This is a genomic window from Streptomyces shinuiensis, assembly GCF_043660855.1.
In the GTDB taxonomy this organism is placed as follows: Bacteria; Actinomycetota; Actinomycetes; order Streptomycetales; family Streptomycetaceae; genus Streptomyces.
Window position 1 is genome coordinate 4,541,117 of record NZ_JBIHML010000001.1, and the last position, 25,245, is coordinate 4,566,361.

At 75.0% G+C, this 25,245-nt stretch carries 22 protein-coding genes and 1 riboswitch; of the genes, 15 read left to right on the top strand and 7 right to left on the bottom strand.

Annotated elements, in window-relative coordinates:
* Window positions 1-4: 4 nt before the first annotated feature.
* Both thiS and thiO read right to left on the bottom strand, forming a co-directional pair.
* Window positions 5-238, bottom strand: a complete 234-nt coding sequence (gene thiS / locus ACGRHY_RS20540; protein WP_394636786.1) for a sulfur carrier protein ThiS — start codon at window positions 236-238, stop codon at window positions 5-7.
* Window positions 235-1,380: a glycine oxidase ThiO gene (gene thiO / locus ACGRHY_RS20545; RefSeq protein ID WP_394636787.1), complete on the bottom strand. Its 1,146-nt coding sequence runs from the start codon at window positions 1,378-1,380 to the stop codon at window positions 235-237. The genes thiS and thiO overlap by 4 nt, the downstream gene beginning before the upstream one ends.
* A 13-nt stretch (window positions 1,381-1,393) precedes the next feature.
* A riboswitch (TPP riboswitch) is annotated at window positions 1,394-1,481 on the bottom strand.
* Window positions 1,482-1,723: 242 nt separating this feature from the next.
* Between thiO and ACGRHY_RS20550 the strand changes: the two genes are divergently transcribed.
* The 5 genes from ACGRHY_RS20550 to ACGRHY_RS20570 all read left to right on the top strand — a co-directional run bounded on the left by ACGRHY_RS20550 (window position 1,724) and on the right by ACGRHY_RS20570 (window position 6,077).
* Complete coding sequence (locus ACGRHY_RS20550) at window positions 1,724-2,917, top strand: NAD(P)/FAD-dependent oxidoreductase (protein ID WP_394638135.1); 1,194 nt, start codon at window positions 1,724-1,726, stop codon at window positions 2,915-2,917.
* A 33-nt stretch (window positions 2,918-2,950) separates the two neighbouring features.
* Entirely contained in the window at window positions 2,951-3,316 is a 366-nt protein-coding gene (locus ACGRHY_RS20555) for an Rv2175c family DNA-binding protein (protein ID WP_394636788.1), read from the top strand.
* A gap of 137 nt (window positions 3,317-3,453) precedes the next feature.
* Window positions 3,454-4,101, top strand: coding sequence for a thiamine phosphate synthase (gene thiE, locus ACGRHY_RS20560; RefSeq protein ID WP_394636789.1), 648 nt, complete (start codon window positions 3,454-3,456; stop codon window positions 4,099-4,101).
* Between the two features lie 109 nt (window positions 4,102-4,210).
* Entirely contained in the window at window positions 4,211-5,128 is a 918-nt protein-coding gene (gene metF, locus ACGRHY_RS20565; RefSeq protein WP_394636790.1) for a methylenetetrahydrofolate reductase [NAD(P)H], read from the top strand.
* A 22-nt stretch (window positions 5,129-5,150) separates the two neighbouring features.
* Window positions 5,151-6,077 (top strand): chromosomal replication initiator protein DnaA, encoded by a 927-nt coding sequence (locus ACGRHY_RS20570; RefSeq protein ID WP_394636791.1) that lies wholly within the window; start codon window positions 5,151-5,153, stop codon window positions 6,075-6,077.
* 76 nt (window positions 6,078-6,153) lie between these two features.
* On the opposite strand, the gene ACGRHY_RS20575 is transcribed toward ACGRHY_RS20570, so the two are convergent.
* The gene (locus ACGRHY_RS20575) at window positions 6,154-7,665 is read right to left on the bottom strand and encodes a phytoene desaturase family protein (RefSeq protein WP_394636792.1); all 1,512 of its coding nucleotides are present in this window, start codon (window positions 7,663-7,665) and stop codon (window positions 6,154-6,156) included.
* A gap of 571 nt (window positions 7,666-8,236) precedes the next feature.
* Here ACGRHY_RS20575 and ACGRHY_RS20580 point away from each other — a divergent pair.
* The 3 genes from ACGRHY_RS20580 to ACGRHY_RS20590 all read left to right on the top strand — a co-directional run bounded on the left by ACGRHY_RS20580 (window position 8,237) and on the right by ACGRHY_RS20590 (window position 10,261).
* Window positions 8,237-8,746 carry an SAV_6107 family HEPN domain-containing protein gene (locus tag ACGRHY_RS20580; protein WP_394636793.1) on the top strand — a complete coding sequence of 170 codons (510 nt, stop codon included), beginning with the start codon at window positions 8,237-8,239 and terminating at the stop codon, window positions 8,744-8,746.
* A 99-nt stretch (window positions 8,747-8,845) separates the two neighbouring features.
* Window positions 8,846-9,628 (top strand): methyltransferase, encoded by a 783-nt coding sequence (locus tag ACGRHY_RS20585; protein ID WP_394636794.1) that lies wholly within the window; start codon window positions 8,846-8,848, stop codon window positions 9,626-9,628.
* 222 nt (window positions 9,629-9,850) lie between these two features.
* Window positions 9,851-10,261, top strand: coding sequence for an SCO2097 family morphological protein (locus ACGRHY_RS20590; RefSeq protein WP_394636795.1), 411 nt, complete (start codon window positions 9,851-9,853; stop codon window positions 10,259-10,261).
* Between the two features lie 118 nt (window positions 10,262-10,379).
* Here ACGRHY_RS20590 and ACGRHY_RS20595 read toward each other — a convergent pair whose 3' ends face one another.
* The 4 genes from ACGRHY_RS20595 to ACGRHY_RS20610 form a co-directional block, all read right to left on the bottom strand.
* The gene (locus tag ACGRHY_RS20595) at window positions 10,380-12,755 is read right to left on the bottom strand and encodes a transglutaminaseTgpA domain-containing protein (RefSeq protein WP_394636796.1); all 2,376 of its coding nucleotides are present in this window, start codon (window positions 12,753-12,755) and stop codon (window positions 10,380-10,382) included.
* Window positions 12,752-14,113 (bottom strand): DUF58 domain-containing protein, encoded by a 1,362-nt coding sequence (locus ACGRHY_RS20600; protein ID WP_394636797.1) that lies wholly within the window; start codon window positions 14,111-14,113, stop codon window positions 12,752-12,754. The genes ACGRHY_RS20595 and ACGRHY_RS20600 overlap by 4 nt, the downstream gene beginning before the upstream one ends.
* Window positions 14,113-15,138 carry an AAA family ATPase gene (locus tag ACGRHY_RS20605; protein WP_394636798.1) on the bottom strand — a complete coding sequence of 342 codons (1,026 nt, stop codon included), beginning with the start codon at window positions 15,136-15,138 and terminating at the stop codon, window positions 14,113-14,115. Before ACGRHY_RS20605 ends, ACGRHY_RS20600 begins: the two co-directional genes overlap by 1 nt.
* A 142-nt stretch (window positions 15,139-15,280) precedes the next feature.
* Window positions 15,281-15,811, bottom strand: a complete 531-nt coding sequence (locus ACGRHY_RS20610; protein ID WP_394636799.1) for a beta-class carbonic anhydrase — start codon at window positions 15,809-15,811, stop codon at window positions 15,281-15,283.
* 419 nt (window positions 15,812-16,230) lie between these two features.
* Here ACGRHY_RS20610 and rsmH point away from each other — a divergent pair, with 419 nt between their 5' ends.
* From rsmH to murD, 7 genes are all read left to right on the top strand, one after another.
* Window positions 16,231-17,187, top strand: a complete 957-nt coding sequence (gene rsmH, locus ACGRHY_RS20615; protein ID WP_394636800.1) for a 16S rRNA (cytosine(1402)-N(4))-methyltransferase RsmH — start codon at window positions 16,231-16,233, stop codon at window positions 17,185-17,187.
* Between the two features lie 137 nt (window positions 17,188-17,324).
* Window positions 17,325-17,618 (top strand): cell division protein FtsL, encoded by a 294-nt coding sequence (gene ftsL / locus ACGRHY_RS20620; RefSeq protein WP_394636801.1) that lies wholly within the window; start codon window positions 17,325-17,327, stop codon window positions 17,616-17,618.
* Complete coding sequence (locus tag ACGRHY_RS20625) at window positions 17,615-19,558, top strand: peptidoglycan D,D-transpeptidase FtsI family protein (protein WP_394636802.1); 1,944 nt, start codon at window positions 17,615-17,617, stop codon at window positions 19,556-19,558. The genes ftsL and ACGRHY_RS20625 overlap by 4 nt, the downstream gene beginning before the upstream one ends.
* 34 nt (window positions 19,559-19,592) lie before the next feature.
* Window positions 19,593-21,305, top strand: a complete 1,713-nt coding sequence (locus ACGRHY_RS20630) for a UDP-N-acetylmuramoyl-L-alanyl-D-glutamate--2,6-diaminopimelate ligase (RefSeq protein WP_394638136.1) — start codon at window positions 19,593-19,595, stop codon at window positions 21,303-21,305.
* Window positions 21,302-22,705: a UDP-N-acetylmuramoyl-tripeptide--D-alanyl-D-alanine ligase gene (locus ACGRHY_RS20635; protein ID WP_394636803.1), complete on the top strand. Its 1,404-nt coding sequence runs from the start codon at window positions 21,302-21,304 to the stop codon at window positions 22,703-22,705. Before ACGRHY_RS20630 ends, ACGRHY_RS20635 begins: the two co-directional genes overlap by 4 nt.
* The gene (gene mraY, locus ACGRHY_RS20640) at window positions 22,705-23,763 is read left to right on the top strand and encodes a phospho-N-acetylmuramoyl-pentapeptide-transferase (protein ID WP_394638137.1); all 1,059 of its coding nucleotides are present in this window, start codon (window positions 22,705-22,707) and stop codon (window positions 23,761-23,763) included. Before ACGRHY_RS20635 ends, mraY begins: the two co-directional genes overlap by 1 nt.
* The gene (gene murD / locus ACGRHY_RS20645) at window positions 23,760-25,205 is read left to right on the top strand and encodes a UDP-N-acetylmuramoyl-L-alanine--D-glutamate ligase (RefSeq protein ID WP_394636804.1); all 1,446 of its coding nucleotides are present in this window, start codon (window positions 23,760-23,762) and stop codon (window positions 25,203-25,205) included. Before mraY ends, murD begins: the two co-directional genes overlap by 4 nt.
* The last annotated feature ends 40 nt before the right edge of the window (window positions 25,206-25,245 follow it).

Sequence of the window (25,245 nt, forward strand, 5' to 3'; positions counted from 1 at the left end):
GCCGTCAGCCCCCCTGCACCGCGGTCAGGACCTCGACCCGGTCGCCGTCGGCCAGCGGGGTCGCCGGCCACTGCCCGCGCGGCACGACGGTCTCGTTGACGGCCGCGGCGACACCGGCCGAGGCGGTGGTCAGGGACGCCACGACCGCGTCCAGGGCGAGACCGGCCGCGATCTCGCGCGGCTCGCCGTTGACATGGACGGTGACGGTCGCGGCGGTACGGGGTGCGCCGGTGTTCACAGAGGACTCTCCTGAAGCGTGCGGTCGAAGCGCCGGGGGGTGAACGGGCGTGCCTCCTCGGGGAGTTCGCCGGTGGCCAGGGCCTGGGCCAGGGCGTCGCCGGTGACCGGGGCGAGCAGCACCCCGTTGCGGTGGTGGCCGGTGGCCAGGTGCAGGCCGGGCAGGGCGCTCGGGCCGAGCAGCGGGGCGTTGTCGGGGGAGCCGGGGCGCAGCCCCGCGCGGGTCTCCACCAGCGGCAGCTCGGTGATGCCGGGCACCAGCTCGTGCGCGTCGCGCAGCAGCTCGTAGACGCCGCCGGCCGTCACGGTGGTGTCCCAGCCCTGCTCCTCGCTGGTCGCGCCCAGCACCAGCTCACCGTCGGCCCGCGGCACCAGGTAGACGTGGCCGCCGCGCACCAGGGCCCGCACGGTGCGCGAGAGGAACGGGGCGTACGTGCCGGGGATCCGCAGCCGCAGGATCTGGCCCTTGACCGGGCGCACCGGCGGCAGGACCTCCTCGGGCACCCCCGCCAGCCGGCCGCTGTCGCTGCCCGCCGCCAGCACCACCTGGTCGGCCCCGACCGCGGTGCCGTCGGCCAGCCGCACCCCGGCCGCCCGGCCGCCGGACAGGGACAACCGCCCGGCCCGCTGCCGCACGAAGCGGACCCCGGCCCGCTCGCAGGCGGCCAGCAGCGCGGCCGTCAGTCGGCGCGGATCGGTCTGGTGGTCGCCGTCCACGCGCAGTCCGCCGCGTACCCCGGGGGCGAGCATCGGCTCCAGGCGGCGGCACTCGCGGCCGGTCAGCCACGCCGACTCCAGCCCGCAGCGCCGGTGCAGCGCGTGCAGTTCCCGCAGATGGGCCCGGTCGTCGGCGTCCAGCGCGACGGCCAGTGTGCCGCAGGCGCGGTAGCCGGTCCCCAGGCCCGAGGCCTCCTCCAGCTCGGCCGTGAAGGCCGGATAGCGGCGCGCCGAGGCCAGGTTGAGGGCGAGCAGGGGCTCCTCGCCGTAGTGCAGCTCGGTGACGGCCGCCAGCATCCCGGCCGCCACCCGGGCGGCGCCGCCGCCCGGCGCCGGATCGGCGACCGTGACCCGCGCCCCCCGCTGCGCGGTCCGCCAGGCCGTGACCAGCCCGATGACGCCACCGCCGATGATCAGCACATGCATGGGTGCGGTGCCCCTCCCTTCGCCGGAATGACCCGGATCAGGTTCGTACGGTCGGAGGCCGCGCAAGCCTCCCTCTCAGCCCGGTGCGCCGGGCTCCCGCGCTTTCTCGTTCGCCGGTTCGCTCCGGGGCTCCTTCTCGTCCCCGGACGCCGACCACCCTATCCGCGCGCCCGCCGGGGCTGAAGGGGAGCCGGGGCGCCGGCGCCCCGGCGGCTGTGGCAGGGCTCTCACCGGGCTCTGCGGCCAAGCCGCCCGGCGGGCCGCCCCGACCTCCTACAGTGATCGCGTGAGCGTGCGAACCGAGCAGCAGAGCAGGCAGCGGATCCTCGTCGTCGGCGCCGGGATGGCCGGGGTGCAGACCGCCGTGCAACTGCGCGAGCAGGGCTGGCCGGGGCGGATCGCCCTGGCCGGCGAGGAGCCCCACCGGCCGTACGACCGGCCGCCGCTGTCCAAGGCCGTGCTGCTGGGCAGGGCGGCCGGGTCCGCCTTCGAGGTCGACTTCGGCGCGCTGGAGGTGGACCTGCGCCTGGGCACGGCCGCCACCGGGCTGCGCACCGGCGACCGGGAGGTGGACACCGCCGCCGGCCCGCTGCCCTACGACCACCTGGTCGTCGCCACCGGCGCCGAGCCGGTCCTCCTGCCCGGCACCGGGGGCGTCCCCGGGGTGTATCCGCTGCGCACCCTCGACGACGCCGAGCGGCTGAGGCCGGTGCTCGCCGGGCGCCGGGAGGTGGTGGTCGTCGGAGCGGGCTGGATCGGCGCGGAGTTCGCCACGGCGGCCCGCGAGGCCGGCTGCCGGGTGACCGTGGTGGAGGCCGCGGACCAGCCGCTGGCGGGGGCGCTGCCGCCGCCCGTCGCGGCCCGGATGCGCGCCTGGTACGAGGAGGCGGGCGCCGAGCTTCGCACCGGGTGCGCCGTCACCGCCGTCGCCGCGGCCGGCACGCCGAAGGACCCGGTGTGCGAGGTGGAGCTGTCCGACGGCTCGGTGCTGACCGCGGGCGCGGTCGTCACCGGGATCGGCGCGCGCCCGGCCACCGGCTGGCTGGCGGGCTCCGGCGTGGCGCTGGGCGAGGACGGCTCGGTCCTCGCCGACGAGCGGCTGCGCGCCTCCGTCCCCGGCGTCCACGCCGTCGGGGACTGCGCCTCCTATCCGTCGGCCCGCTACGGCCGCCGCCTGCTGGTCCACCACTGGGACAACGCGCTCCAGGGGCCGCGCACGGTCGCCTCGGGCCTGGTGGCCGGAGAGGCCGAGACGCCGGTGTACGACCCGGTGCCGTACTTCTGGTCCGAGCAGTTCGGCCGCTTCGTCCAGTACGCGGGCCACCACACCGGCGGCGACGAGATGCTGTGGCGCGGTGATCCGGCGGACGCGGCCTGGTCGGTGTGCTGGCTGCGCGGCGGTGTGCTGCGCGCCCTGCTGGCCGTGGGCCGCCCGCGCGACCTGACCCAGGGGCGGAAGCTGATCGAGCGCGGCACGGCCCTGGACCCGCTGCGGGCCGCCGACCCGTCCGTCCCCCTGAAGAGCACGGCCCGCTAGTGACTGTCGGTGGCAGATGGCAGGCTGGTTCCCGTGAACGAGATTGACGCGAAGACCGATGCTCTCGTCCCGGCCTGGCTCACCCTCCCCGACGTCGCCGACAGGCTCGGCGTCGAGGTGACGCGTGTGCGGCAGCTGGTCAGGGAGGGCCAGCTCATCGCGGTGCGCCGCGGTGAGAACCGGGTGCTCCAGGTGCCCGCCGACTTCATCGGCGAGGGCCGGGTGGTGAAGGGCCTGACCGGGACCATCACGCTGCTCAGGGACGACGGCTTCAGTGACGAGGAGATGCTGGAGTGGCTGTTCACGCCCGATGACACCCTGCCCGGCACCCCGGCGCGGGCCCTGCGGGAGAATCGCGGCACCGAGGTGAAGCGGCGCGCCCAGGCGATGGCCGTCTGAGCGGCGCGCTCACCGCGGACGAACCGGCCCGGCAGGGCCGGACACAGCGAACCGTACGACCGATCACCGGCGTGCGGGTTCCGGCGCCCGCCCGGGCGCCCGGGCCCGCACGCCTCGTCCCGGGGGGGGATTCCCGCATGGCAGCGACCGCACGCGAGCGGCTCGGCGACGCCCGTCTGTACCTGTGCACGGACGCGCGCCGGGAGCGCGGCGACCTGGCGGACTTCCTGGACGCCGTGCTCTCCTGCGGCGTCGACGTCGTGCAGTTGCGCGACAAGTCCCTGGAGGCGGCCGAGGAACTGGAGCACCTGGCCACCCTCGCCGACGCCTGCCGCCGCCACGGGAAGCTGATGGCGGTCAACGACCGGGCGGACGTCGCCCACGCCGCCGGCCCGGACGTGCTGCACCTGGGGCAGGGCGACCTGCCGGTGCCGGCCGCCCGCGCGATCCTGGGCGACGGCGTCCTGATCGGCCGCTCCACCCACACCGAGGCCGAGGTGGACGCGGCGCTGGCCGAGCCGGGCGTGGACTACTTCTGCACCGGCCCCTGCTGGCCCACCCCCACCAAGCCCGGCCGCCCCGCCCCGGGGCTCTCCCTGGTGCGGTACGCCGCGCGGCTGCGGCCCGGACGGCCCTGGTTCGCCATCGGCGGGATCGACGCCTCCAACCTGGAGCAGGCGCTGGAGGCCGGGGCGCGGCGGGTCGTGGTGGTCCGCGCGATCACCGAGGCGGAGGACCCGGGGGCCGCCGCCGCGGACCTCGCCGCGCGGCTGCGGTCGGTCTGAGGCGGCCCCTTCCGGGGCGAGTGTCCACCCACTGGACGACAAGCTGGCCAAACGGGCATATCGCCCCGGTGATGCGGTGTGCGGCCGGGCCGCCGGTTAGCCTGCCGACATGGCCCTCGGTACCCCTTCCACCAGGACGGATCGCGCGCGCACCGTCCGCGAGCTGCTCGCTTCCGGTGAGCGCTCGTACTCCTTCGAGTTCTACGCGCCCAAGACGGAGAAGGGCGAGCGTACCCTCTGGAACGCCATCCGCCGTGTCGAGGCCGTCGCCCCCACCTTCGTGTCGGTGACCTACGGCGCCGGAGGCTCCTCCCGGGAAGGCACCGTGCGCGCCACCGAGCGGATCGCCACCGAGACGACCCTCACCCCCGTCGCCCACCTCACCGCGGTGGACCACTCGGTGGCCGAGCTGCGCAACGTCATCGGCCAGTACGCGGACGCCGGCATCCGCAACATGTTCGCCGTCCGCGGCGACCCGCCCGGCGACCCCACCGGCGAGTGGGTACCGCATCCGCGGGGCATCACCTACGCCGCCGAGCTCGTCCGGCTCATCAAGGAGTCGGGGGACTTCTGCGTCGGTGTGGCCGCCTTCCCCGAGATGCACCCGCGCTCGGCGGACTGGGACAGCGACATCCGCCACTTCGTCGACAAGTGCCGGGCCGGCGCCGACTACGCCATCACGCAGATGTTCTTTTACGCGGACGACTACCTGCGGCTGCGCGACAAGGTGGCCGCGGCGGGTTGCGACGTCCCGATCATTCCGGAGATCATGCCCGTCACGAGCGTGCGGCAGATCGAGCGGTTCGCGAAGCTGAGCAACGCGACCTTCCCTCCGGACCTGGCCGAACGCATCCTCGCGGTGGAGCACGATCCGGCCGCTGTACGCTCACTGGGAATCGAGTACGCCACGGAGCTGTGCGCGAGGCTGATGTCCGAGGACGTCCCCGGACTCCACTTCATCACCCTCAACCACTCCACGGCGACGCTGGAGATCTACGAGAATCTGGGCCTGCACCGGCGGGGCTAGAAGACGGGGTGGGAGGACGTACATGGGGTGGACGCTCCTCTACATCGCGTTCGGTATCGTCGCGGTCTGGCTGCTGGCCGAGGTGCTGCTGCAGTACAAGGCGAGGCTGCGCTGGCGGCTGCTGGCCTTCGGCGGGTTCGCCATGGTGGTCCTCGGGGTGGTGGCGATCTCCCCGGTGCCGCTGTCGCTGACGGTCATCTCGCTCGGCGGAGCGGCCTTCACGGTCGGCCAGACCTTCGTCACCCTCTCCTACCGGCGCGGCTTCACCGCGGGCTGGGCGCTGGGCGGCATGCCCGGCACCAGCAGGCGCCGCCGTGAGGTGCGCCCCATGCCACCCCAGGACGCCGACCCGCACCTGGAGGTCTCCGGGCTGGAGGTCCACGAGCCGGAGCCCCCCGCTTACAGCCTGGAGCCGCTGCCCGACGACACCGGCGGTTACGGCGTCTACGAGCGGGACGCCTCCTCCGAGCAGCCGGGGGAGCGGTACGGCGAGCAGGAGCGGTACGGCGAGCAGGAGCAGTACCCCGCCCACTCCGCCCCGTACACCACCGGTGACTACACGGGCTATCCCGGTTACGAACAGGCCGGCCAGTACGCCGGATCGTACGACTACGGCTACGGCGCGGGGGACGGGCAGCAGTACGCCGCCTACTCCGACCCGTACGCCGCCTCCGACCGGCCCTCCTACGACGCGCAGGGCGACCAGGGCAACCAGGGTTACGCCTCCGACCCCTCCTACGCCGACGGGTACGGCACCGGCCACCCCGCCGACCCGTACGCCGGGCAGACCCCGCCCGGCGGGGCGTGGGTGCCGCAGCAGCGCGGCTCCGAGCCGCAGCCCGGACAGTACGCCGAGGGCGGCGGGCACGGCGGGTACGGATACGGCGAGGGCGGGTACGACCCGGCTCCCGGAGCCGCGCACCCCTACGGCGAGCAGCCCCGCCACTGAGCCGCACGGTCGTCCCGTCCCGCCCGTCCCGCCCGTTCCGCCCAGGCGCCGCCCGCCCCGGCTGCGCCCGGCCGTGTCACCGGGAGCCGCGCCAGTCGTCCCCCTCGACGATCAGCCCGGCGGCCAGCGCCCCCGACATCCCGGCGTGCGCCAGCCCGCCTCCCGGGTGGGCCGAGCCGCCCACCCGGTACAGCCCGGCCGTACCCGTGGAGTTGGCCGCCCGCAGAAAGGCCCCGCCCGCCCCCGCCAGAGCGGGGGCGGGCACCGCGCCGCCGGGGGCCCCGGTCTCCCGCTCGGTGTCGGCGGGGGTGCGCACCTCGCGCCACAGCACCCGCCCGCCCAGGCCGAGCCCGGCGGCGTCCGCGGCGGCCAGCGCCTCGTCCGCGGCCCGCCCGGCCGCGCCCGGCGCCGTCCAGTCCACGGCCCCGCCGTCCTCGCCACCCGCGCCGGTCCCGCCGGCCGGCGGCCCGTCCGCCCCCGCGCGGTGCGGCGGAACGGTCACCGACAGCACCGCCGACTCGTGGTCCGCGTCGGGGACCAGCGCCGGGTCGCCGGGCCGCAGCACGGTGACGGTGCGCGTCCTGCCGCCCGGCCCCCCGGTGTGCACCACCGTGCGGTGGACGGTGTCCCCGGGCCGGGATCCGCGCAGCGCGAGCAGCACGGTCAGCCGTCCCGCCGCGTAGCCGGGACCGCCGTCCGCCGCACTGGCCCGGCCGCCGTACATCGGCCGGGGATCGGCTCCGCAGACCACGGTGCCGGCGGCCACCCGTGTCCCGTCGGCCAGCTCCACCCCGGCGGCCCGGCCGCCCTCCACCGTGATTCCGGACACCGCCGTGCCGAACCGGAACCCGACCCCGCGGGCCAGGCACCGCTCGTACACCGCGTCCGCCAGCGCGCGCATCCCCCCGCCGGCGTACCAGGTGCCGAAGGTCTGCTCCAGATACGGCAGGACGGCGGCGCTCGCCGGGGCGCGGCGCGGGTCGAGGCCGTGGGCGAGCGCATGGCTCTCCAGCAGCGCCACCAGCCGCGGATCGCGCAGCTCGGCGCGGGCGACCTCGGACAGGAAGGGGGCGCGGCGGCGCAGCAGCCCGCGCCGCGGCGCCGGGTACGGGTCGGTGCCGAGCCGGGCGCGGTCGCCGGCGTCGGTCAGCGGCTCCTCCAGCAGCGGTCTGCGGGTGGCCTCCCAGGTCCGGCGGCCCCGGCCCAGCAGTTCGCTCCACCGCTCTCCCGCGCCCGCGCCCAGGGCCGCGTCCAGGGCGTCGACCGTGCCCGCCCGGGACCCGCCGGGCAGGAGGACGGACGTGCCGTCGGCGAAGACGTGGCGGACGGCCGGGTCCACCTCGGTCAGCGCGACGCACTCCTCCAGCGGCTCACGGCCGGTCTTGACGAAGAGGTCCCGCCAGACGGCGGGCAGGTACAGCAGCCCGGGGCCGGTGTCGAAAGCGAACCCGTCCCGCTCCAGGCGGCGCACCGCGCCGCCGTGGGTCCGCGCCCGCTCGTACACCGTCACCCGGTGGCCCGCCACGGCCAGCCTGGCGGCGGCGGCCATGGCGCCCATACCGGCGCCGATCACCACAGTCCGTGCCATGACCAGGCACTCTAACCGGGGTGCGGTAACAGCTTCGAAGGGCCGTACGCAGTAGATGAGTAGAAGTACCTGAGTCCGGTTCTGAGTAGCCGTACGGATGGGCTTCACCAGGCGTGGACGGCAGAGTCGGAGACGACGGGAAACGCGGCGCCGCACCGCCGGCACGGGGCGGCGGAACGGCGCGGCGGCCGTCCGTAGGGGGAACGCTCGGGGGACACGGGGGACGGGAGCGGGCGGTACGGCGGATCAGCCGGGCCGCCCGCTCCCGCCGATCCCCCGGCTCGGCAGCCGCGCCGGCGCGCCGAGGACCTCCTCCGGCAACCTCTCCGGCCGGAGTATCGCCCAGCCCGGTGCCGCCCCGGCCCCGCGCGGTCTGCCGGGCGCTGTCCCCCGGTACGCCGGACGAGCCCGGACAGGGGGCGTTTGCCCAGGTCGGGGCCGATTGTCAGTGGCATGCGCAACGATGTTCCCATCGCGATCGCCGGTCGCGACCCGCGCGTGCGGACAGCACGGCGGACAGCACGCGAACAGCACAGTCGTGACGGTCATGACGATGACAGGAGGTTCGCAGATGAACGGGCCCCCGGAGGATGTCCACCCCGTGCTGCGCAGGGCATCGGCCCCGCCCGCCGCACTCGACCTGCTCGCCCAGGCACGGCGCGGCCTCGACGAGGCGGCGGAGCTGGAGCACCCCAACGACCGGTACGCCACCGCACACCTCGCCGCCCTGCGCACCGCCGCCGCGGTGCTCGCGGTACGCGGCCGCCCCGAGTCCACCGCACGCGCCAGACGGCGCATACGCAGCGCCTGGGAGGTGCTGCCCGAGGTGGCGCCCGAGCTGGACGAGTGGTGCAGGCTGTTCGCCGCCGGGGCGGCCAAGCGCGCCCGCGCCGAGGCCGGCATCGCCGGTGCGGCCAGCCGGCGCGACTGCGACGACCTGATACGCGATGCGGGGATGTTCCTGCGCATCGTCGAGCAGATGCTGGTGAGGCAGCCCGTGCTGCCGCTTCCCAGGGGCGTGGAGGGGCCGGGGGAGCGCGGCGGCCCGGCGGGCGAGGGGTCGCGGCTGCGGGCGGGCTGAGGCCGGGCGGGGGTCTCCCCGCCGCCCGGCCGGCCGTGCCGCCGCGGCGACGCAATAGGCTTGGGCCAGCCACGTCCGAGCCGCCTAGGAGCGTCCGCCATGTCCCGCCCCCACGCACACTTCCGCACCGCCGTGGTCTGGGAGGTCCTGCGGGAAGCACTCGACGACCGGGCCGAGACCGCGGGCCGGGAGACGCTCGAGGTACTGGACACCGGCGGCGGCACCGGCAACTTCGCCGTGCCCGTGGCCCGGCTCGGCCACCGCGTCACCGTGGTGGACCCCAGCCCCGACGCGCTGTTCGCCCTGGAGCGCCGCGCGACGGAGGAGGGAGTGGCCGACCGGGTGCGCGGCGTGCAGGGCGACGCGCACGGGCTGTTCGACGTGGCCGAGCGCGGCGGCTACGACGTGGTGCTCTGTCACGGGGTCCTGGAGTACGTCGACGACCCGGCCGAGGGACTGCGCAACGTCGCGGCCGCGCTGCGCCCCGGAGGCGGCACCCTGAGCGTGCTCGCCGCCGGACTGGGCGGCGCGGTGCTCGCCCGCGCCCTGGCGGGGCACTTCACCGAGGCCCGCCGGGCGCTGAGCGACCCCGACGGCCGGTGGGGCGGCGGGGACCCGGTGCCCCGGCGCTTCACCCCCGAGCGGCTCAGGTCCCTGGTGGCCGCCAGCGGACTGGAGGTCGGCGCGGTCCACGGCGTGCGGGTCTTCGCGGACCTGGTGCCGGGTGCGCTGCTGGACGCCGAGCCCGGTGCCACGGAGGCCCTGGCCGGGCTGGAGGAGGCGGTGGCCGAGTTGCCCGCCTTCCAGTCCGTCGCGGCGCACCTCCACGTACTCGCGCGTACCCGGCAGGGTTCCGCGCCCTCCGCCGGCGGGGTGCGGTAGGCCACGGGCGACCCGAACGGCGGCTACCCGCCGTATGATCGAAGCACACCGATCGGCATGACGGCGTGACGGCGGGGGAATGAGAAGCCCGACACCGCCACCCGGTCCCGGTCCCGGTGGCACGAACTGGCGTAGAGGGGCGGGTTTCACGGGGGCGAATCCCTGCCTATCCTTGAAGGGTCGCATCCGGTCGCCCCCGCGACCGACGAGTAGGAGGACTCCGTGCCGCTCTCTGAGCACGAGCAGCGGATGCTCGAGCAGATGGAGCGAGCGCTGTACGCCGAAGACCCCAAGTTCGCGACAGCGCTCGAGGGAAGCGAGCTGCGCACGTACACCCGGCGACGGGTCTACCAGGCGGTCGCGGGCTTTCTGGTGGGCGTCGCGCTCCTCATGGCCGGGATGGTCGCGAAGCTGGTCATCGTCAGTGTGCTGGGCTTCCTGGTGATGCTCGGCTGCGCCGTCCTCGCGGTGACGGGCTGGCGCAAGACGCCCAAGCCGGGGGAGCAGCCCCCCGCCGACCAGGGCCACGACGCGGGAGGCCGTCCGCATCCGCGAAGGCAGGGCAGGCCGCGCCGCTCGATGATGAACCGCATCGAGAACCGCTGGCAGCGCCGCCGGGACGACCAGCAGTAACGGCCCGCTCACACACTGCCGCCGTGCCCGCCCGCCGACGGGCGGTGCACGGCCACCGCGACCCGACAGCACCCTCGCACCGCCCCCGCACGACCGGCCGCCCCCGGCCCGCCGGGCCTCAGACCCGCTGTCGCGACGGCCTGATCCGCGCGAGTGCCCGCCGCACCGAGCCGCTCCACCGCCCGGTCACCGCCGACCAGCGCTCCGAGACGGCCCACACCGCGCGTACGGCCGACCGCGGCAGCAGCAGGGCCCGCAGCCGAGCGCCGCGTCCGGCGGCCGCCCACAGCCCGGCCCGCACCCGCCGCACATCCTCGGCCAGCCCCCGCGCCGACTGCGGCTCGGGGGCGTAGAGCGCCTGCTCGACCGCCGTGGCCAGCCGGTGCACGGCCTCGGTGGCCTCGCCCTCCAGCTTCCCCAGCCGTACGACACGCGCCGCGGCCGTCCGCACAGTGGCCGACTCCTGCGGGAGCAGGCCCAGGTCCCAGGCGGAGTCGGTCGCCTCCCGCCAGGCGGCGATCGTACGGTCGCCCGGGCCCCCGCCGCCCTCCAGCCGCCGGGACCGGACCCTGCTCCGCCACAGGGCCGGCAGCGCCAGGATCCCCGCGGCGAGCAGCACCGGTGCCGCCACCAGCAGGGTCCTGCCCACCGGGAAGCCGCCGCCGGCGGCGGCCCCGCCGTCCCGCGGGACGCCCGCCGCGCCGCAGTCCTCCGTGCCCCGCCCCGGAACGCACTCCCCGGACTCCGAGGGCTCGGGAAGCGGCTGCGCGCTGTCGTCCGGCCGCGGTTCGGGAACGTCCGGCCGATCGGGGGAGGGCAGGTCGGGCTGGGTGTACTCCGGCACGCTGCCCCGGCTCGGAGTGGGCTCGAAGCGGGTCCAGCCCACGCCCTCGAAGTACAGCTCCGGCCAGGCGTGCGCGTCCTGCAGCCCCACCGTCATCCCGCCGCTGCCGTCGGCGGACCCGGCCGTGAAACCCACCGCGACCCGCGCCGGGATGTCCAGGGTGCGGGCCATGGCGGCCATGGAGAAGGCGAAGTGGACGCAGAAGCCCTCCCGGTCCTCCAGGAAGCGGGCGATGGCCGCGCTGCCGCTGCCGGCCTTCACCCGGGTGTCGTAGCGGAAGCCGCCCTGGGAGGAGAACCAGTCCTGGAGCCTCACGGCCCGCTCGTAGGAGCCGGCCGCCCCCTCGGTGACGTTCCGCGCCGTCTCGGCCACCACGGACGGCAGCGACTCCGGTACGCCGGTGTACTCCTCCATGATCTGCGGTGAGGGCGCCGGGGCGTTCGACAACTGCCGCGCGGTCGGCCGTACCACCAGGCTGTCCACCTCGTACCGCACGCCCCGGGTGGTCTGCCCGCGGTCGCCGACGAGAGTGCGGCCCTCCGGCTCGAAGCGCCACCGGCCGTCGATGCGCACCTCGGCGGCCGGATACGGCATGGGCAGCCAGTTCTGGGCGTACCAGCCGGCGGCCCGGAACGAGGTGGTGACGCGCTCGGTGCCGACGGACGGCGACAGCCCGGGCACCGGCGGAAGCGGACGTGGAAGATCGGTGATCCGGCGCTCCGACGGCTTCCAGGACGTGCCGTCGAACCGGTCCAGTGCCACGATCCGCAGATACATGTCCGAGGTGCTCTCGGCGTCGGTGGTGTACGTCAGCACCGTGCGGTTGTCCGGCTGGTTCAGACTGTCCTGCAGCGCGACCAGCGGGTTGACCGCCGAGACCGTGCCGCCGCCGTTCCCCGTGCCCCGCCCCTGGCGCGCGGCGTCCAGCAGCCCGCCGCCCAGTGACGGCAGCACCGCGGGCACCACCAGTGCGATGCCCAGTGCCACCGCGCCGATCCGCCGCCCGGTGCGCACCGGCGGCGGTGCCGTACCGCCGGACCGCGCGGCACCGGCCCCGCCGTCGAGCGCCCGGCCCCACCGCGACAGCCGGTCCCGGCCCTCCGCCAGGAGCAGCAGCAGGTAGCCGGCCGCCGCGCACAGGAACCACAGCCGGCTCCCCCCTTCCGGGGACAGCCCGGCCGCGACCGAATACAGCGCCAGCAGCGGCAGCCCGGCGGGGGCCGCGGCACGGTATGTCACCGCGAGCATGTCCACCAGCAGGCCGATGACGACCACGCCGCCCACCAGCAGCAGCCGGATGCCGTCGGTGCCCGGGGCCGGGATCGAGAACCGGCCGACGTCCGCGGTGCCCTGCGCCAGCAGCGCGCCGAAGGCCTCGACGGCCTCCGGACCCGGCAGCACCCCGAGCACGGCGTCACCGCGGACGAAGACGAAGGTGAGCAGCAGCAGCGACACCACCGCCTGCGCCGCCACCGCCGGCGGTCCGGCCGGTGTCGTACGCCGCATCACCGTGCCCACCGCGCCCTGGACGCCCAGCAGCAGGCCGGCCTGGAACAGCCAGCCCGCCGGGGCGACCAGCGGCAGCAGCGCGCACGCCGACGCCAGGGTGGCCGCCCAGGCGCAGAACGCCAGCCGGGCCTGTCCGCTCATGGCCGTCCACTCCTCGCCGTCCGCCCGGGTGCCCCGCCCGCGGACCGGTCCGCCTGCCGCCACAGAGCGGGCAGCGCCTCTCCGGGCGTGTACGGCAGCACCGTCCAGCCCGCCTCGCGCAGCAGCCGCTCACTCTCCTCCTGCACGCCCGGCTCGCGGAACCCGCGGGGCAGGAGGGCCACCGCACCCCCCGCGCGCTGCCGCATCCGGCCGGCCAGCGCCGTCTGCCGGCCGTCCAGCGAACCGAGGAAGGCCACCAGCAGCCCCTCGTGCCCGCCGCCACCGCCGCGCAGCACCTCGTACGCCCGCGCCAGGCCCGGCTCGCCGGAACGCTCCAACACCGCGAGGGTGTCCAGGATCAGCCCGGCGGTGTCGAAGGCTGCGATGTCCGTACCGCCGCCGTCCGGTCCGGGCACCGGTGCGCCGGTGTCGGTCAGCAGCCGTACCGCGTAGCCGCGCTCCAGCAGGTGCACGGCGACCGAGGCGGCCCCCGAGACCGCCCACTCGAACGCCGCCTCCGGACCGGAGCCGGCCCAGGCCGCCCGGCGGGTGTCCAGCAGCACGGTGCAGCGCGGCCTCTGCGGCTGCTCCTCGCGGCGCACCATCAGCTCCCCGTGGCGCGCGGTGGAGCGCCAGTGCACCCGGCGCAGGTCGTCGCCGTGGCGGTAACCGCGCGGGATCACGTCGTCGTCCCCGGCCATGGCCGGGGAGCGATGCCGTCCCTCGCCCAGGCCGGCAGCCTCCCCGGCCAGCCGCACGGGGGGCAGTTCCTCGGTCCGCGGCACGACGGTGAGGGTGTCGTGGGAGCTGAAGGACCGGGTCAGCTCCACCATGCCGAACGGGTCCGTCAGCCGCAGTTGCAGCGGACCTATCGGATAGCGGCCCCGCAGGTCGGAGCGGACCCGGTAGGAGACCTCGCGCCTACCGCCCGGCTCCACCCGGTCCAGGACGAAGCGCGGTCTCGGGCCCAGGACGTAGGGGACCTGGTCCTGGAGCATCAGCAGGGAGGTCGGCAGCCGCGAGACGTTGTCCAGCCGCAGGTGCACGAGGGCCTCCTCCCGGGCGGGCACGCGGACCGGGGACAGCCGCCGGGAGGCCGCCACGCGGTGGCGGGTGCGGTGCAGCACGACCACGCAGACCAGGGGCAGTGCGGCCAGCAGTACCCCCACCCGCAGCAGATCGCCCTGGCCCAGCACGTAGGCGCACACCATCGCGGCCGCCCCCGCGGCCAGGAACGAGCGCCCCCTGGTGGTGAGCCCGGCGAGCGCGGCGCGCGGCGAACCCCGGCGTTCCTCCACCCGCAGGCCCCCGTCCGCGCCCCCGCCGGTGTCCGGGGCGGCTGTGCCGGGGCCGTCCATCACGGCCTCCGCGGGGAGGGCCGGCCGTACAGCGGGGGCTGCGAGGCCGCCTCCCGGTAGTTGGACGCGGGCACGGGGACGCGCCGCACGATGTCGAGGACGATCTGCTCCGAGACGCGTCCGCCGAGCTGGGCCTGGGCGGTGGGCAGCAGCCGGTGCGCCAGCACGGGCACGGCCAGTGCCTGCACGTCGTCGGGCAGCACGAAGTTCCGGCCGGCCAGGGCCGCCGCCGCCTTCGACGCCCGCAGCAGGTGCAGGGTGGCCCGGGGCGAGGCGCCCAGCCGCAGTTCGGGGTGGCTGCGGGTGCCGGCGACCAGGTCGACGGCGTACCGGCGGACCGGCTCGGAGACGTGCACGCCGCGCACCGCCTCCACCAGCTTGGCGATCTCGTGCGCGTGGGCGACCGGCTGGAGGTCGTCCAGCGGAGAGGTCCCGCCGTGCACGTCGAGCATCCGCAGCTCGGCCTCGGCGCTGGGGTAGCCGATCGACACCCGCACCATGAAGCGGTCGCGCTGGGCCTCGGGCAGCGGGTAGGTGCCCTCCATCTCGACCGGGTTCTGGGTCGCCACGACCATGAACGGGTCGGGCAGCTCGTAGCTGCGCCCGTCGACGGTGACCTGCCGCTCCTCCATCGACTCCAGCAGGGCCGACTGGGTCTTGGGGGAGGCCCGGTTGATCTCGTCCCCGATCACGACCTGGGCGAAGATGGCGCCCGGCTTGAACTCGAACTCCTGGTGCTGCTGGTCGTAGACGCTCACCCCCGTGATGTCGGAGGGCAGCAGGTCGGGGGTGAACTGGATCCTGCGGACCGAGCAGTCCACGGATCTGGCCAGCGCCTTGGCGAGCATGGTCTTCCCCACGCCCGGTACGTCCTCGATCAGCAGGTGCCCCTCGGCCAGCAGCACGGTCAGCGAGAGCCGTACGACCTCCGGCTTGCCCTCGATCACGCTCTCCACCGACCGGCGCACCCGGTCCGCCGTGGCGGTCAGATCGCTGAGATCAGCTCGTTCGTCATAGGTCGTCACCCGGCCCTCCTCGGCCCGCTCACGGGCCGGTCCGCCCCGCGGCGGGCCGGCCCATCCCCGAACAACCGGCGCATCCCCCGCGGGAAGTACCCGCGGGGGAAGGCCGTCACTCAGGCATTCTTCACTTAGACAGCCCCATGCGTCACGATTCCGGGCCGTTCGCCGGGTCGATCTCCCGGAGCAGACCTGTGGTGACGTCGAAGACGAAGCCCCGCACGTCGCCGCTGTGCAGCAGGAACGGTGAGGTACGTACCCGCTCCATCGACTGTCGCACGTCCTGGTCGGCGTCCTTGAAGGACTCGACGGCCCACGACGGCCGCTGGCCGACCTCCATCTCCAGCTCGTGCCGGAAGTCCTCGGTCAGGTTCAGCAGGCCGCAGCCGGTGTGGTGGATCAGCACGACGGAGCGCGTGCCCAGGGCGCGCTGGCTGATGGTCAGCGAGCGGATGACGTCGTCGGTGACCACGCCGCCGGCGTTGCGGATGGTGTGGCAGTCGCCGAGTTCGAGGCCGAGGGCGGCGTGGAGGTCCAGCCGGGCGTCCATACAGGCGACGACGGCGACCTTCAGAACCGGCCGGGCGTCCATTCCCGGGTCGGTGAACTCGGCTGCGTAACGCTGGTTGGCTGCGACGAGGCGGTCGGTGACCGGCCCTTCGGAGGAAGACGATGGCATGCCTATGACCGTAACCGTCCCGTCCGGGGCCGGCCCGGTGTGGGGCAGGGCAAAGCCGGTCAACGCGCATGCTGTGTGAGGTAACCCACACAGGCGGTGGGTGGTCCCCCGCACGGGTGGAACCGGCCGCGGGGAATCCGCGGCGCGTCCGCGCGGGGAAGCGGCCGGGACGCGCCTGACCAGTTGGTTGACCGGGGGGACGAGTGGACTAAAGTGACGCGAAGCGGGAGCCGGGCAAGCGCCGGGCTCCCCTGCCGAACCCCGAGATCCCATGTGCGCGGGCGCGCGTACGGCCGCGTACGGTCCGGCCTCCTCCCGCTCCCGGCCGGCCGGCGCACCTTCCCCGGTGCCGACCGCCGGCCCTCCCCTTCGCGAGCGGGCGGGGACCAGGCCGTGCGGGCCCGCTCAAGGAGAGTCCAGTGAGCACCAACGAGCGGCACGTCCCGGTCATGCTCGGGCGCTGCCTGGACCTGCTCGCCCCCGCCCTGCGCGAGCCCGGCGCCACCGTCGTGGACTGCACCCTCGGACTGGGCGGGCACAGCGAGGCGATGCTGTCCCGTTTCCCGGACGTCCGGCTGGTCGGCCTGGACCGGGACCCGGCCGCGCTGGAACTGGCCGGCGGGCGCCTGGCCCGCTTCGGCGACCGGGCCACCCTGGTGCACGCCGTCTACGACGAACTGCCCGGGGTGCTGAGGCGGCTCGGCGTGCCGCGCGTCCAGGGGGTCCTGTTCGACCTCGGCGTGTCCTCCATGCAGCTCGACGAGGCCGAGCGCGGCTTCGCGTACTCCAGGGACGCGCCGCTGGACATGCGGATGGACCAGAGCAGGGGCGTCAGCGCCGCGGAGGTCCTCAACACCTACCCGCCCGGCGAGCTGGTGCGCCTCCTGCGCGCCTACGGCGAGGAGAAGCAGGCCAGGCGGATCGTCTCCGCGATCGTGCGCGAGCGCGAGAAGGAGCCGTTCGACGGCAGCGCCCGGCTGGTCGAGCTGATCCGCGAGGCGCTGCCGCAGGCGGCCAAGCGGACCGGAGGCAACCCCGCCAAGCGCACCTTCCAGGCGCTGCGCATCGAGGTCAACGGCGAACTGACCGTGCTGGAGAGGGCGTTGCCGGCGGCCGTCGCCGCGCTGGCGGTGGGCGGCCGGATCGCCGTCCTGTCCTACCACTCACTGGAGGACCGCCTGGTCAAGCAGGTGCTCGCCGCGGGCGCCACCAGCACCGCGCCGCCGGGGCTGCCGGTGGTACCCGAGCGCTACCAGCCCCGGCTGAAACTGCTGACCCGGGGCGCGGAACTCCCCGCCGAGGAAGAGGTCGCCGAGAACCGCCGCGCCGCCCCCGCCCGGCTGCGCGGCGCCGAGCGCATCCGGGAGGAGCCCTGAAGGCCGCACCGAAGGCCGCACCCGGGGCCACCGGGAAAACGGCCTCCCCGACGCCCCAGCAGCGGCTGGCGCGGCTGGCGCGGCTGGTCCCCGCGGGCGCCCCCTCCGCACCGGCCCGCGCCCCCTTCGTACTGCTGGTGGTCCTGCTGCTCGGCTCCGGGCTGCTGGCCCTGCTGCTGCTCAACGCGTCCGTCAACCAGGGGTCCTTCGAACTGCGGGAGCTGGAGAGGCGGGCCGGGGAGCTGGCCGACGAGGAACAGGCGCTCCAGCAGGAGCTGGACTCCTTCTCCGCTCCGGACGCACTGGCCGAACGGGCCCGGGAGCTGGACATGGTGCCCGGCGGAAGTCCCGCCTTCATCCTCCCGGACGGCACCGTCCGGGGCGTGCCCGAACCGGCCCCCGCCGCGCCCGGGGGAGAGGACGCCCCGTGAGCGAGCCTCCCCGCCGACCCCAGCGCCCCCGCCGTACGCAGCCCGCCCCGCGTTCGGCCGCGTCCCGCTCCGCCCGCGCGCCCCGGCCCGCCGCCCGCGCGCCCCGCCCGAGGCCGGGCACCGTACGGCTGGGCAGCTCCCGGCCCCGGCTGAGGCTGTTCGGCGTCCTGCTGACCCTGGTGATGCTGGCCTTCACCGTACGGCTGCTCCAGGTGCAGGCCGTGGACGCGAGCACCTACGCCGCCAAGGCCGACGTCAACCGCTACATCACCGTCCCGCTCGCCGCCGAGCGCGGCACCGTCACCGACCGCGAAGGCGTCGCCCTGGCCACCACGGTCGACGCGTACGACATCACCGCCGACCCCTACCTGTTCACCCCCGAGCAGACGAAGGTCCCCGACGCGCCGGCCCAGGCGGCCGAACTGCTCGCCCCCGTCCTCGGCGTGGACGAGGAGACGCTCACCGAGCGGCTCTCCCGGAAGGAGACCCGCTACGTCCTCCTGGCCCGGCAGCAGTCCCCGCAGGTCTGGCGGCAGATCACCGACCTCAAGCGCGTGCTGGCCGGACGGCAGCGCCCCGGCGGGGGCCACCACGTGCTGGCCGGGGTGTACTCCGAGGAGCACGCCAAACGGGTCTACCCGGGAGGGGAGCTCGCGGCCGCCGTGCTCGGCTTCGTCAACTCGGAGGGCAGGGGCCGCGGCGGCCTGGAGGCGAAGTTCGACAAGGTGCTGGCCGGGAAGGACGGCAAGATCACCTACGCCCAGTCCGGCGGCCGCCAGGTGCCCACCGCCGGCGAGCACGAGCAGCCCGCGCGCCCCGGCTCGGACGTGGAGCTGACCCTCGACCGCGACATCCAGTGGGCCGCGCAGAGCGCCATCGAGAAGCAGGTCGAGAAGTCCGACGCGGACAGCGGCTACGTGATCGTCCAGGACGTCCGCACCGGTGAGATCCTCGCCATGGCCGACGTGCCCGGCTACGACCCGGGCGACCTGTCCACGGCCAGCGCCTCGGCACTGCGCAACGGCGCGGTGGAGGACGCCTACGAGCCCGGCTCCACCAGCAAGGTGATGTCCATGGCCGCGGTCCTGGAGGAGGGCGTGGCCACCCCGGGCACCCACGTCGTGGTGCCCAACCGGCTGCCGCGCGCGGACCGCAGCTTCGCCGACGACGTCGACCACCCCACCTGGTACCTCACCCTCAACGGGGTCCTCGCCAAGTCCAGCAACATCGGCACCATCCTGGCCGCCGAGCAGCTCGGCGACACCCAGGCGGAGGCCAACCGGGTCCTCCACTCCTACCTGCGCAAGTTCGGAATCGGGCAGAGGAGCGGGCTGGACTTCCCCGGCGAGACCCCCGGCATCCTCGCCGGCCCCGGGGACTGGAACGCCTCGCAGCAGTACACCATCCCCTTCGGACAGGGCCTGTCGCTCAACGCCGTCCAGGCGGCCTCGGTCTACTCCACCATCGCGGGCGGGGGCGTGCGCGTCGAACCGTCCCTGGTGCGCGGCACCACCGGGCCCGACGGGGACTGGAAGCCCGCGCCGGAGCCGCAGCGGACCCGCGTCATCAGCGAGAAGACCGCCACGACGCTCGCCACCATGCTGGAGTCGGTGGTGGCGGACATGGAGGGCACCGGCACCACCGCGCGCATCCCCGGCTACCGGGTGGCGGGCAAGACCGGCACGGCCAACCGGGTGGACCCCGAAACGGGCCGCTACAGGGGCTACACCTCCTCCTTCGCCGGATTCGCCCCCGCCGACGCACCCCGCGTCACCGTCTACTGCGCCGTGCAGAACCCCAAGAGGGGCAGCTACTTCGGCAGCCAGGTGTGCGGCCCGGTGTACCAGCAGGTCATGAAGTACGCGCTCAAGGCACTTCGGATCCCCCCGACCGGCGCCGAGCCCCCGCGTCTGCCCGTCACCTTCGACCCCCGGGACTGACCCGGGAAACGACCGGAAAGCGACCGTGAGAAGCATCGACGACCTCCCCCGCAACAGCCCCGGCGCCACCGGCGGCGCGCCCGGCACACCCGGCCCCTCGCTTAGCGGCGGGCCCGGCACGGCGGGTACGCTCACCGCCGTGCCACACGCTGATCAGACCCCATCCCTGCCCTCCCCGCCCCGCCCGGAGCGGGTCCGTCCCGTGCCGCTTGCGGAGCTGGCCCGGCGGCTGGGGGTCGCGGCCCCCGAGGGCGACGCGGCCGTCACCGGCATCACCCACGACTCGCGCGCCGTACGCCCCGGCGACATCTACATCGCACGTCCGGGCGCCCGTTTCCACGGCGCGGACTTCGCCGTCCAGGCGGCCCGCCTGGGCGCCGTCGCGGTGCTCACCGACCCGACGGGCACCGAGCGGGCCGCCGCCACCGGTCTGCCGGTGCTGACGGTGGCCGAGCCGCGCGAGGTGACGGGCGACCTGGCCGCCGCCATCTACGGCGAACCGGGCCGGGACCTGCTGCAGATCGGCATCACCGGAACCTCCGGCAAGACCACCACCGCCTATCTCATCGAGGGCGGGCTGCGCGCGGCGGCGAAGGAGGGAGAGCCGACCGGGCTGATCGGCACGGTCGAGTCCCGCATCGGTGACGAGCGGATCAAATCCGAGCGCACCACCCCCGAGGCCACCGAGCTCCAGGCACTGTTCGCCGTGATGCGCGAGCGCGGGGTGCGCTCCGTGGCCATGGAGGTCTCCAGCCACGCGCTGGTGCTGGGCCGGGTGGACGGCTGCGTCTTCGACATCGCCGTCTTCAACAACCTCAGCCCCGAGCACCTGGACTTCCACCCGGACATGGAGGACTACTTCCGGGCGAAGGCGCAGCTGTTCACAAAGGCCCGCTCCCGCGCCGGCGTGGTCAACCTCGACGACGAGTACGGGCAGCGGCTGGCCGCCGGCGTCAGCGAGGTCCCCGTCACCACCTTCTCCGCCGAGGGCCACCCGGACGCCGACTGGCGCGCGAGCGACGTGGAGGTCGGCCCGCTCGGCTCCACCTTCACCGTCGTCGGGCCGGACGGCGAGACGGTCCGCGCCAGTGCCCCCCTGCCCGGCCCGTTCAACGTCGCCAACGCGCTCGCGGCCATCACCGCCCTGGTCGCCGCCGGGATCGACCTGAAGACCGCGGCCGAGGGCGTCGCCGCGGTGCCCGGCGTGCCGGGCCGCCTGGAGCGTGTGGACGCCGGCCAGCCGTACCTGGCGGTCGTGGACTACGCGCACAAGCCCGACGCCGTCGACTCCGTGCTGCGCGCCCTGCGCAAGGTCACCGAGGGCCGGGTGCACGCGGTGCTCGGCTGCGGCGGCGACCGCGACCCGCACAAGCGCCCCGCCATGGGCGCCGCGCTGGCCCGGCTGGCCGACACCGCCGTCCTGACCTCCGACAACCCGCGCTCGGAGGATCCGCTGGCCATTCTCGCCGCCATGCTCGCGGGCGCGGCCGAGGTCCCGATCCACGAGCGCGGCACCGTGCTGCTGGAGGAGGACCGGGCCGCCGCCATCGCGGCGGCCGTCGCCCGGGCCGAGCCCGGGGACACGGTGCTGGTGGCCGGCAAGGGCCACGAACTGGGCCAGGACATCGCCGGGGTGGTCCGCCCCTTCGACGACCGCGAGGTGCTGCGCGAGGCCGTCGGGCGCGCCATGGCCGCCCGGCGGGACGCGGGGCGGAACGCCGTGGGCGACGGGGAGAGCGCGTCGTGATCCCGCTGAGCCCCGCAGAGATCGCCGGCATCGTCTCCGGACGGGTCCACGACATACCGGACCCGGAGCCGGCCGTCACCGGCCCCGTGGTCAAGGACTCCCGGGAGGTGCGCCCCGGCGCGCTGTTCGTCGCCTTCGGCGGGGCCAGGGTGGACGGCCACGACTTCGCCGCCCGCGCCGTCGCCGACGGCGCGGCGGCCGTGCTGGCCGCCCGGCCCGTCGGCGTGCCCGCGATCGTCGTCGACGACGTGGAGGCGGCCCTGGGAGCCCTGGCCCGCCATGTGGTGCGGCGGCTGGGCACCACCGTCGTCGCCCTCACCGGCTCCGCCGGCAAGACCAGCACCAAGGACCTGATCGCCCAGCTCCTGCGGCGGCTGGGCCCGACCGTCTTCACCCCCGGCTCGCTCAACAACGAGATCGGCCTGCCGCTGACCGCGCTGAGCGCCGAGGAGGGCACCCGCCACCTCGTGCTGGAGATGGGCGCCCGCGGTATCGGCCACATCCGCTACCTGACCGAACTGACCCCGCCGCGCGTCGGCGTGGTCCTCAACGTCGGGTCCGCGCACATCGGCGAGTTCGGCGGCCGGGAGCAGATCGCCCTGGCCAAGGGCGAGCTGGTGGAGTCCCTCCCCCCGGCGGACGAGGGCGGCGTCGCCGTCCTCAACGCCGACGACCCCCTGGTGCGCGCCATGCGCGCCCGCACCGAGGCACGCGTCCTCCTCTTCGGCGAGGCCGAGGAGGCCGACATCCGTGCCGAGAATGTCCGTCTCACCCCGAAGGGGCAGCCCGCCTTCACCCTCCACACCCCCACCGGGTGCAGCGATGTGACCATGCGCCTGTACGGTGAGCATCACGTGTCGAACGCGCTCGCCGCGGCCGCCGTAGCCCACGAGTTGGGCATGCCCGCCGACGGGATCGCCACCGCGCTCTCCGAGGCCGGCACGCTCTCCCGCTGGCGTATGGAGGTCACCGAGCGCTCGGACGGCGTGACCGTCGTCAACGACGCCTACAACGCGAACCCCGAATCCATGCGGGCTGCGCTCCGCGCGCTCGCCGCCATGGGCAAGGGGCGTCGCACGTGGGCGGTGCTCGGCGAGATGGCCGAGCTCGGCGAGGAGTCGCTCGCCGAGCACGACGCGGTCGGACGGATGGCCGTCCGGCTCAACGTCAGCAAGCTCGTGGCGGTCGGCGGCCGGGAGGCCCGCTGGCTCGACATGGGCGCCAAGAACGAGGGTTCGTGGGGTGAGGAGTCGGTGCACGTGTCCGACGCGCAGGCGGCAATCGACCTGTTGCGCGACGATCTGCGGCCGGGGGATGTCGTGCTGGTGAAGGCCTCCAGGTCGGCCGGCCTGGAGAAGGTGGCGCTCGCGCTGGTCGAGGGCGAGGTCGCCGGCCGATGATGAGGCAGATCCTCTTCTCCGGGGTCATCGGGCTCTTCCTGACCCTGATCGGCACTCCGCTGCTGATCAAACTGCTGGCCCGCAAGGGCTACGGGCAGTACATCCGCGACGACGGCCCGCGGGACCACCACAGCAAGCGCGGCACCCCCACCATGGGCGGCATCGCCTTCATCCTGGCCACGCTGATCGCCTACGCGCTCACCAAGGTCGTCACCGGCGAGCAGCCGTCGTTCTCCGGCGTGCTGGTGCTCTTCCTGATGGCCGGCATGGGCCTGGTCGGCTTCCTCGACGACTACATCAAGATCGTCAAGCAGCGCAGCCTGGGCCTGCGGGCCAAGGCCAAGATGCTCGGCCAGCTCGTCGTCGGCATCGCCTTCGCGGTCCTGTCGCTCAACTTCGCCGACTCCCGCGGTCAGACCCCGGCCTCCACCAAGCTCTCCTTCACCCAGGACTTCGGCTGGTCGATCGGTCCGGTGCTCTTCGTGATCTGGGCACTGTTCATGATCCTGGCGATGTCCAACGGCGTGAACCTCACCGACGGCCTCGACGGCCTGGCCACCGGCGCCTCGGTGATGGTCTTCGGCGCCTACACCTTCATCGGGGTGTGGCAGTACCAGGACTCCTGCGCGCTGACCGGCAGCCCGAGCTGCTTCGAGGTGCGCGATCCACTGGACCTGGCGGTCGTTGCCTCGGCCCTGATGGGCGCCTGCTTCGGCTTCCTGTGGTGGAACACCTCACCCGCCAAGATCTTCATGGGGGACACCGGCTCGCTGGCCCTGGGCGGCGCGCTGGCCGGCCTGGCCATCGTCTCCCGCACCGAACTGCTGCTCGCCCTGCTCGGCGGCCTGTTCGTCCTCATCACCATGTCCGTCGTCATCCAGGTCGGCTCGTTCCGGCTGACGGGCAAGCGGGTCTTCAGAATGGCGCCGCTCCAGCACCACTTCGAGCTCAAGGGCTGGAGCGAGGTGCTGGTCGTGGTCCGCTTCTGGATCATCCAGGGCATGTGCGTGATCGTCGGAATCGGTCTGTTCTACGCCGGCTGGGCGGCAGGGAAATGACGCGTGGCCCCGTCGGCGAGGAGTTCGCCGGGAAGCGCGTCACCGTCGCCGGCCTCGGCGTCTCCGGAATCCCCGCCGCGCGCGTACTGCGGTCCCTGGGCGCCCGGGTGACGGTCGTCGCCGACGGCGACGACGAGCGCGCCCGGCGGCAGGCCGCCGAACTGGAGGAGCTGGGGGCCGCGGTGCGCCTCGGCGACGGGGCCACCCTCCCCGAGGGCACCGAACTGGTCGTCACCACGCCCGGCTGGCGGCCGGACAAGCCGTTGTTCGCGGCGGCCGGGGCCGCGGGCGTACCGGTGTGGGGCGACGTGGAGCTGGCCTGGCGGCTGCGCGGTCCCGGCGCCGCGCCCTGGCTGGCCGTCACCGGCACCAACGGCAAGACCACCACGGTGCGGATGCTCGCCTCCATCCTGGAGGCCGCCGGGCTGCGCACCGCGGCGGTCGGCAACATCGGCGTCTCGCTGCTGGACGCGGTCCTCGGCGGCGAACCGTACGACGTGCTCGCGGTGGAGCTGTCCAGCTACCAGCTCCACTGGTCCTCCTCGGTGCGCCCCCACTCGGCCGCGGTGCTCAACCTGGCGCCCGACCACCTCGACTGGCACGGCTCGATGGAGGCGTACGCCGCGGACAAGGGCCGGATCTACGAGGGCAACGAGGTCGCCTGTGTCTACAACACCGCCGACCCCCTCACCGAGGAACTGGTGCGCCGCGCCGACGTGGTGGAGGGCTGCCGGGCGATCGGCTTCACCCTCGGCGCCCCCGCGCCGTCCCAACTCGGCGTCGTGGACGGCGTACTGGTGGACCGCGCCTTCGTCCCCGACCGGAGCAGACAGGCGCAGGAGCTGGCCGAGGCCGCGGACGTCGACCCGCCGGCCCCGCACAACATCGCCAACGCCCTGGCCGCCGCGGCCCTGGCCCGGGCCTTCGGCGTGGAGCCGGGGGCGGTACGCGACGGCCTGCGCGCCTTCCGGCCGGACCCGCACCGAATCGAGCACGTCGCCGACGTGGACGGCGTGACCTACGTCGACGACTCCAAGGCCACCAACACCCATGCCGCCGAGGCGTCGCTGAACGCCTACGACCCGGTGGTGTGGATCGCCGGAGGGCTGGCCAAGGGGGCCGTCTTCGACGAGCTGGCCGCGGGGGCCGCCGAGCGGCTGCGTGCGGCGGTGCTGATCGGCGCGGACCGCCGCCTGATCCGTGAAGCGCTGGCGCGACACGCCCCGGATGTCCCGGTCGTCGATCTCGACCGGGCCGACACTGGGGCGATGGCGGCGGCGGTCGGCGAGGCCGCCCGGCTGGCCCGCCCCGGGGACACCGTCCTGCTGGCTCCGGCCTGCGCCTCGATGGACATGTTCACCAACTACCACGCGCGCGGGGATGCCTTCGCCGCCGCGGTCCGCGACCTGGCCGCGGACCGCCCCGCGGCGCGGGACCGATAACCCGCCGGCCCCCGCGCCGCGGACCGGCGGCCGGGGAGAC

Excerpts from the sequence above, each read along its gene's own strand:
- thiO (WP_394636787.1), bottom strand. The coding sequence starts at position 1,380 with ATGCATGTGCTGATCATCGGCGGTGGCGTCATCGGGCTGGTCACGGCC.
- ACGRHY_RS20550 (WP_394638135.1), top strand. The coding sequence starts at position 1,724 with ATGGCCGGGGTGCAGACCGCCGTGCAACTGCGCGAGCAGGGCTGGCCG.
- thiE (WP_394636789.1), top strand. The coding sequence starts at position 3,454 with ATGGCAGCGACCGCACGCGAGCGGCTCGGCGACGCCCGTCTGTACCTG.
- metF (WP_394636790.1), top strand. The coding sequence starts at position 4,211 with ATGGCCCTCGGTACCCCTTCCACCAGGACGGATCGCGCGCGCACCGTC.
- ACGRHY_RS20570 (WP_394636791.1), top strand. The coding sequence starts at position 5,151 with ATGGGGTGGACGCTCCTCTACATCGCGTTCGGTATCGTCGCGGTCTGG.
- ACGRHY_RS20575 (WP_394636792.1), bottom strand. The coding sequence starts at position 7,665 with ATGGCACGGACTGTGGTGATCGGCGCCGGTATGGGCGCCATGGCCGCC.
- ACGRHY_RS20580 (WP_394636793.1), top strand. The coding sequence starts at position 8,237 with ATGAACGGGCCCCCGGAGGATGTCCACCCCGTGCTGCGCAGGGCATCG.
- ACGRHY_RS20585 (WP_394636794.1), top strand. The coding sequence starts at position 8,846 with ATGTCCCGCCCCCACGCACACTTCCGCACCGCCGTGGTCTGGGAGGTC.
- ACGRHY_RS20595 (WP_394636796.1), bottom strand. The coding sequence starts at position 12,755 with ATGAGCGGACAGGCCCGGCTGGCGTTCTGCGCCTGGGCGGCCACCCTG.
- ACGRHY_RS20600 (WP_394636797.1), bottom strand. The coding sequence starts at position 14,113 with ATGGACGGCCCCGGCACAGCCGCCCCGGACACCGGCGGGGGCGCGGAC.
- ACGRHY_RS20610 (WP_394636799.1), bottom strand. The coding sequence starts at position 15,811 with ATGCCATCGTCTTCCTCCGAAGGGCCGGTCACCGACCGCCTCGTCGCA.
- mraY (WP_394638137.1), top strand. The coding sequence starts at position 22,705 with ATGAGGCAGATCCTCTTCTCCGGGGTCATCGGGCTCTTCCTGACCCTG.
- murD (WP_394636804.1), top strand. The coding sequence starts at position 23,760 with ATGACGCGTGGCCCCGTCGGCGAGGAGTTCGCCGGGAAGCGCGTCACC.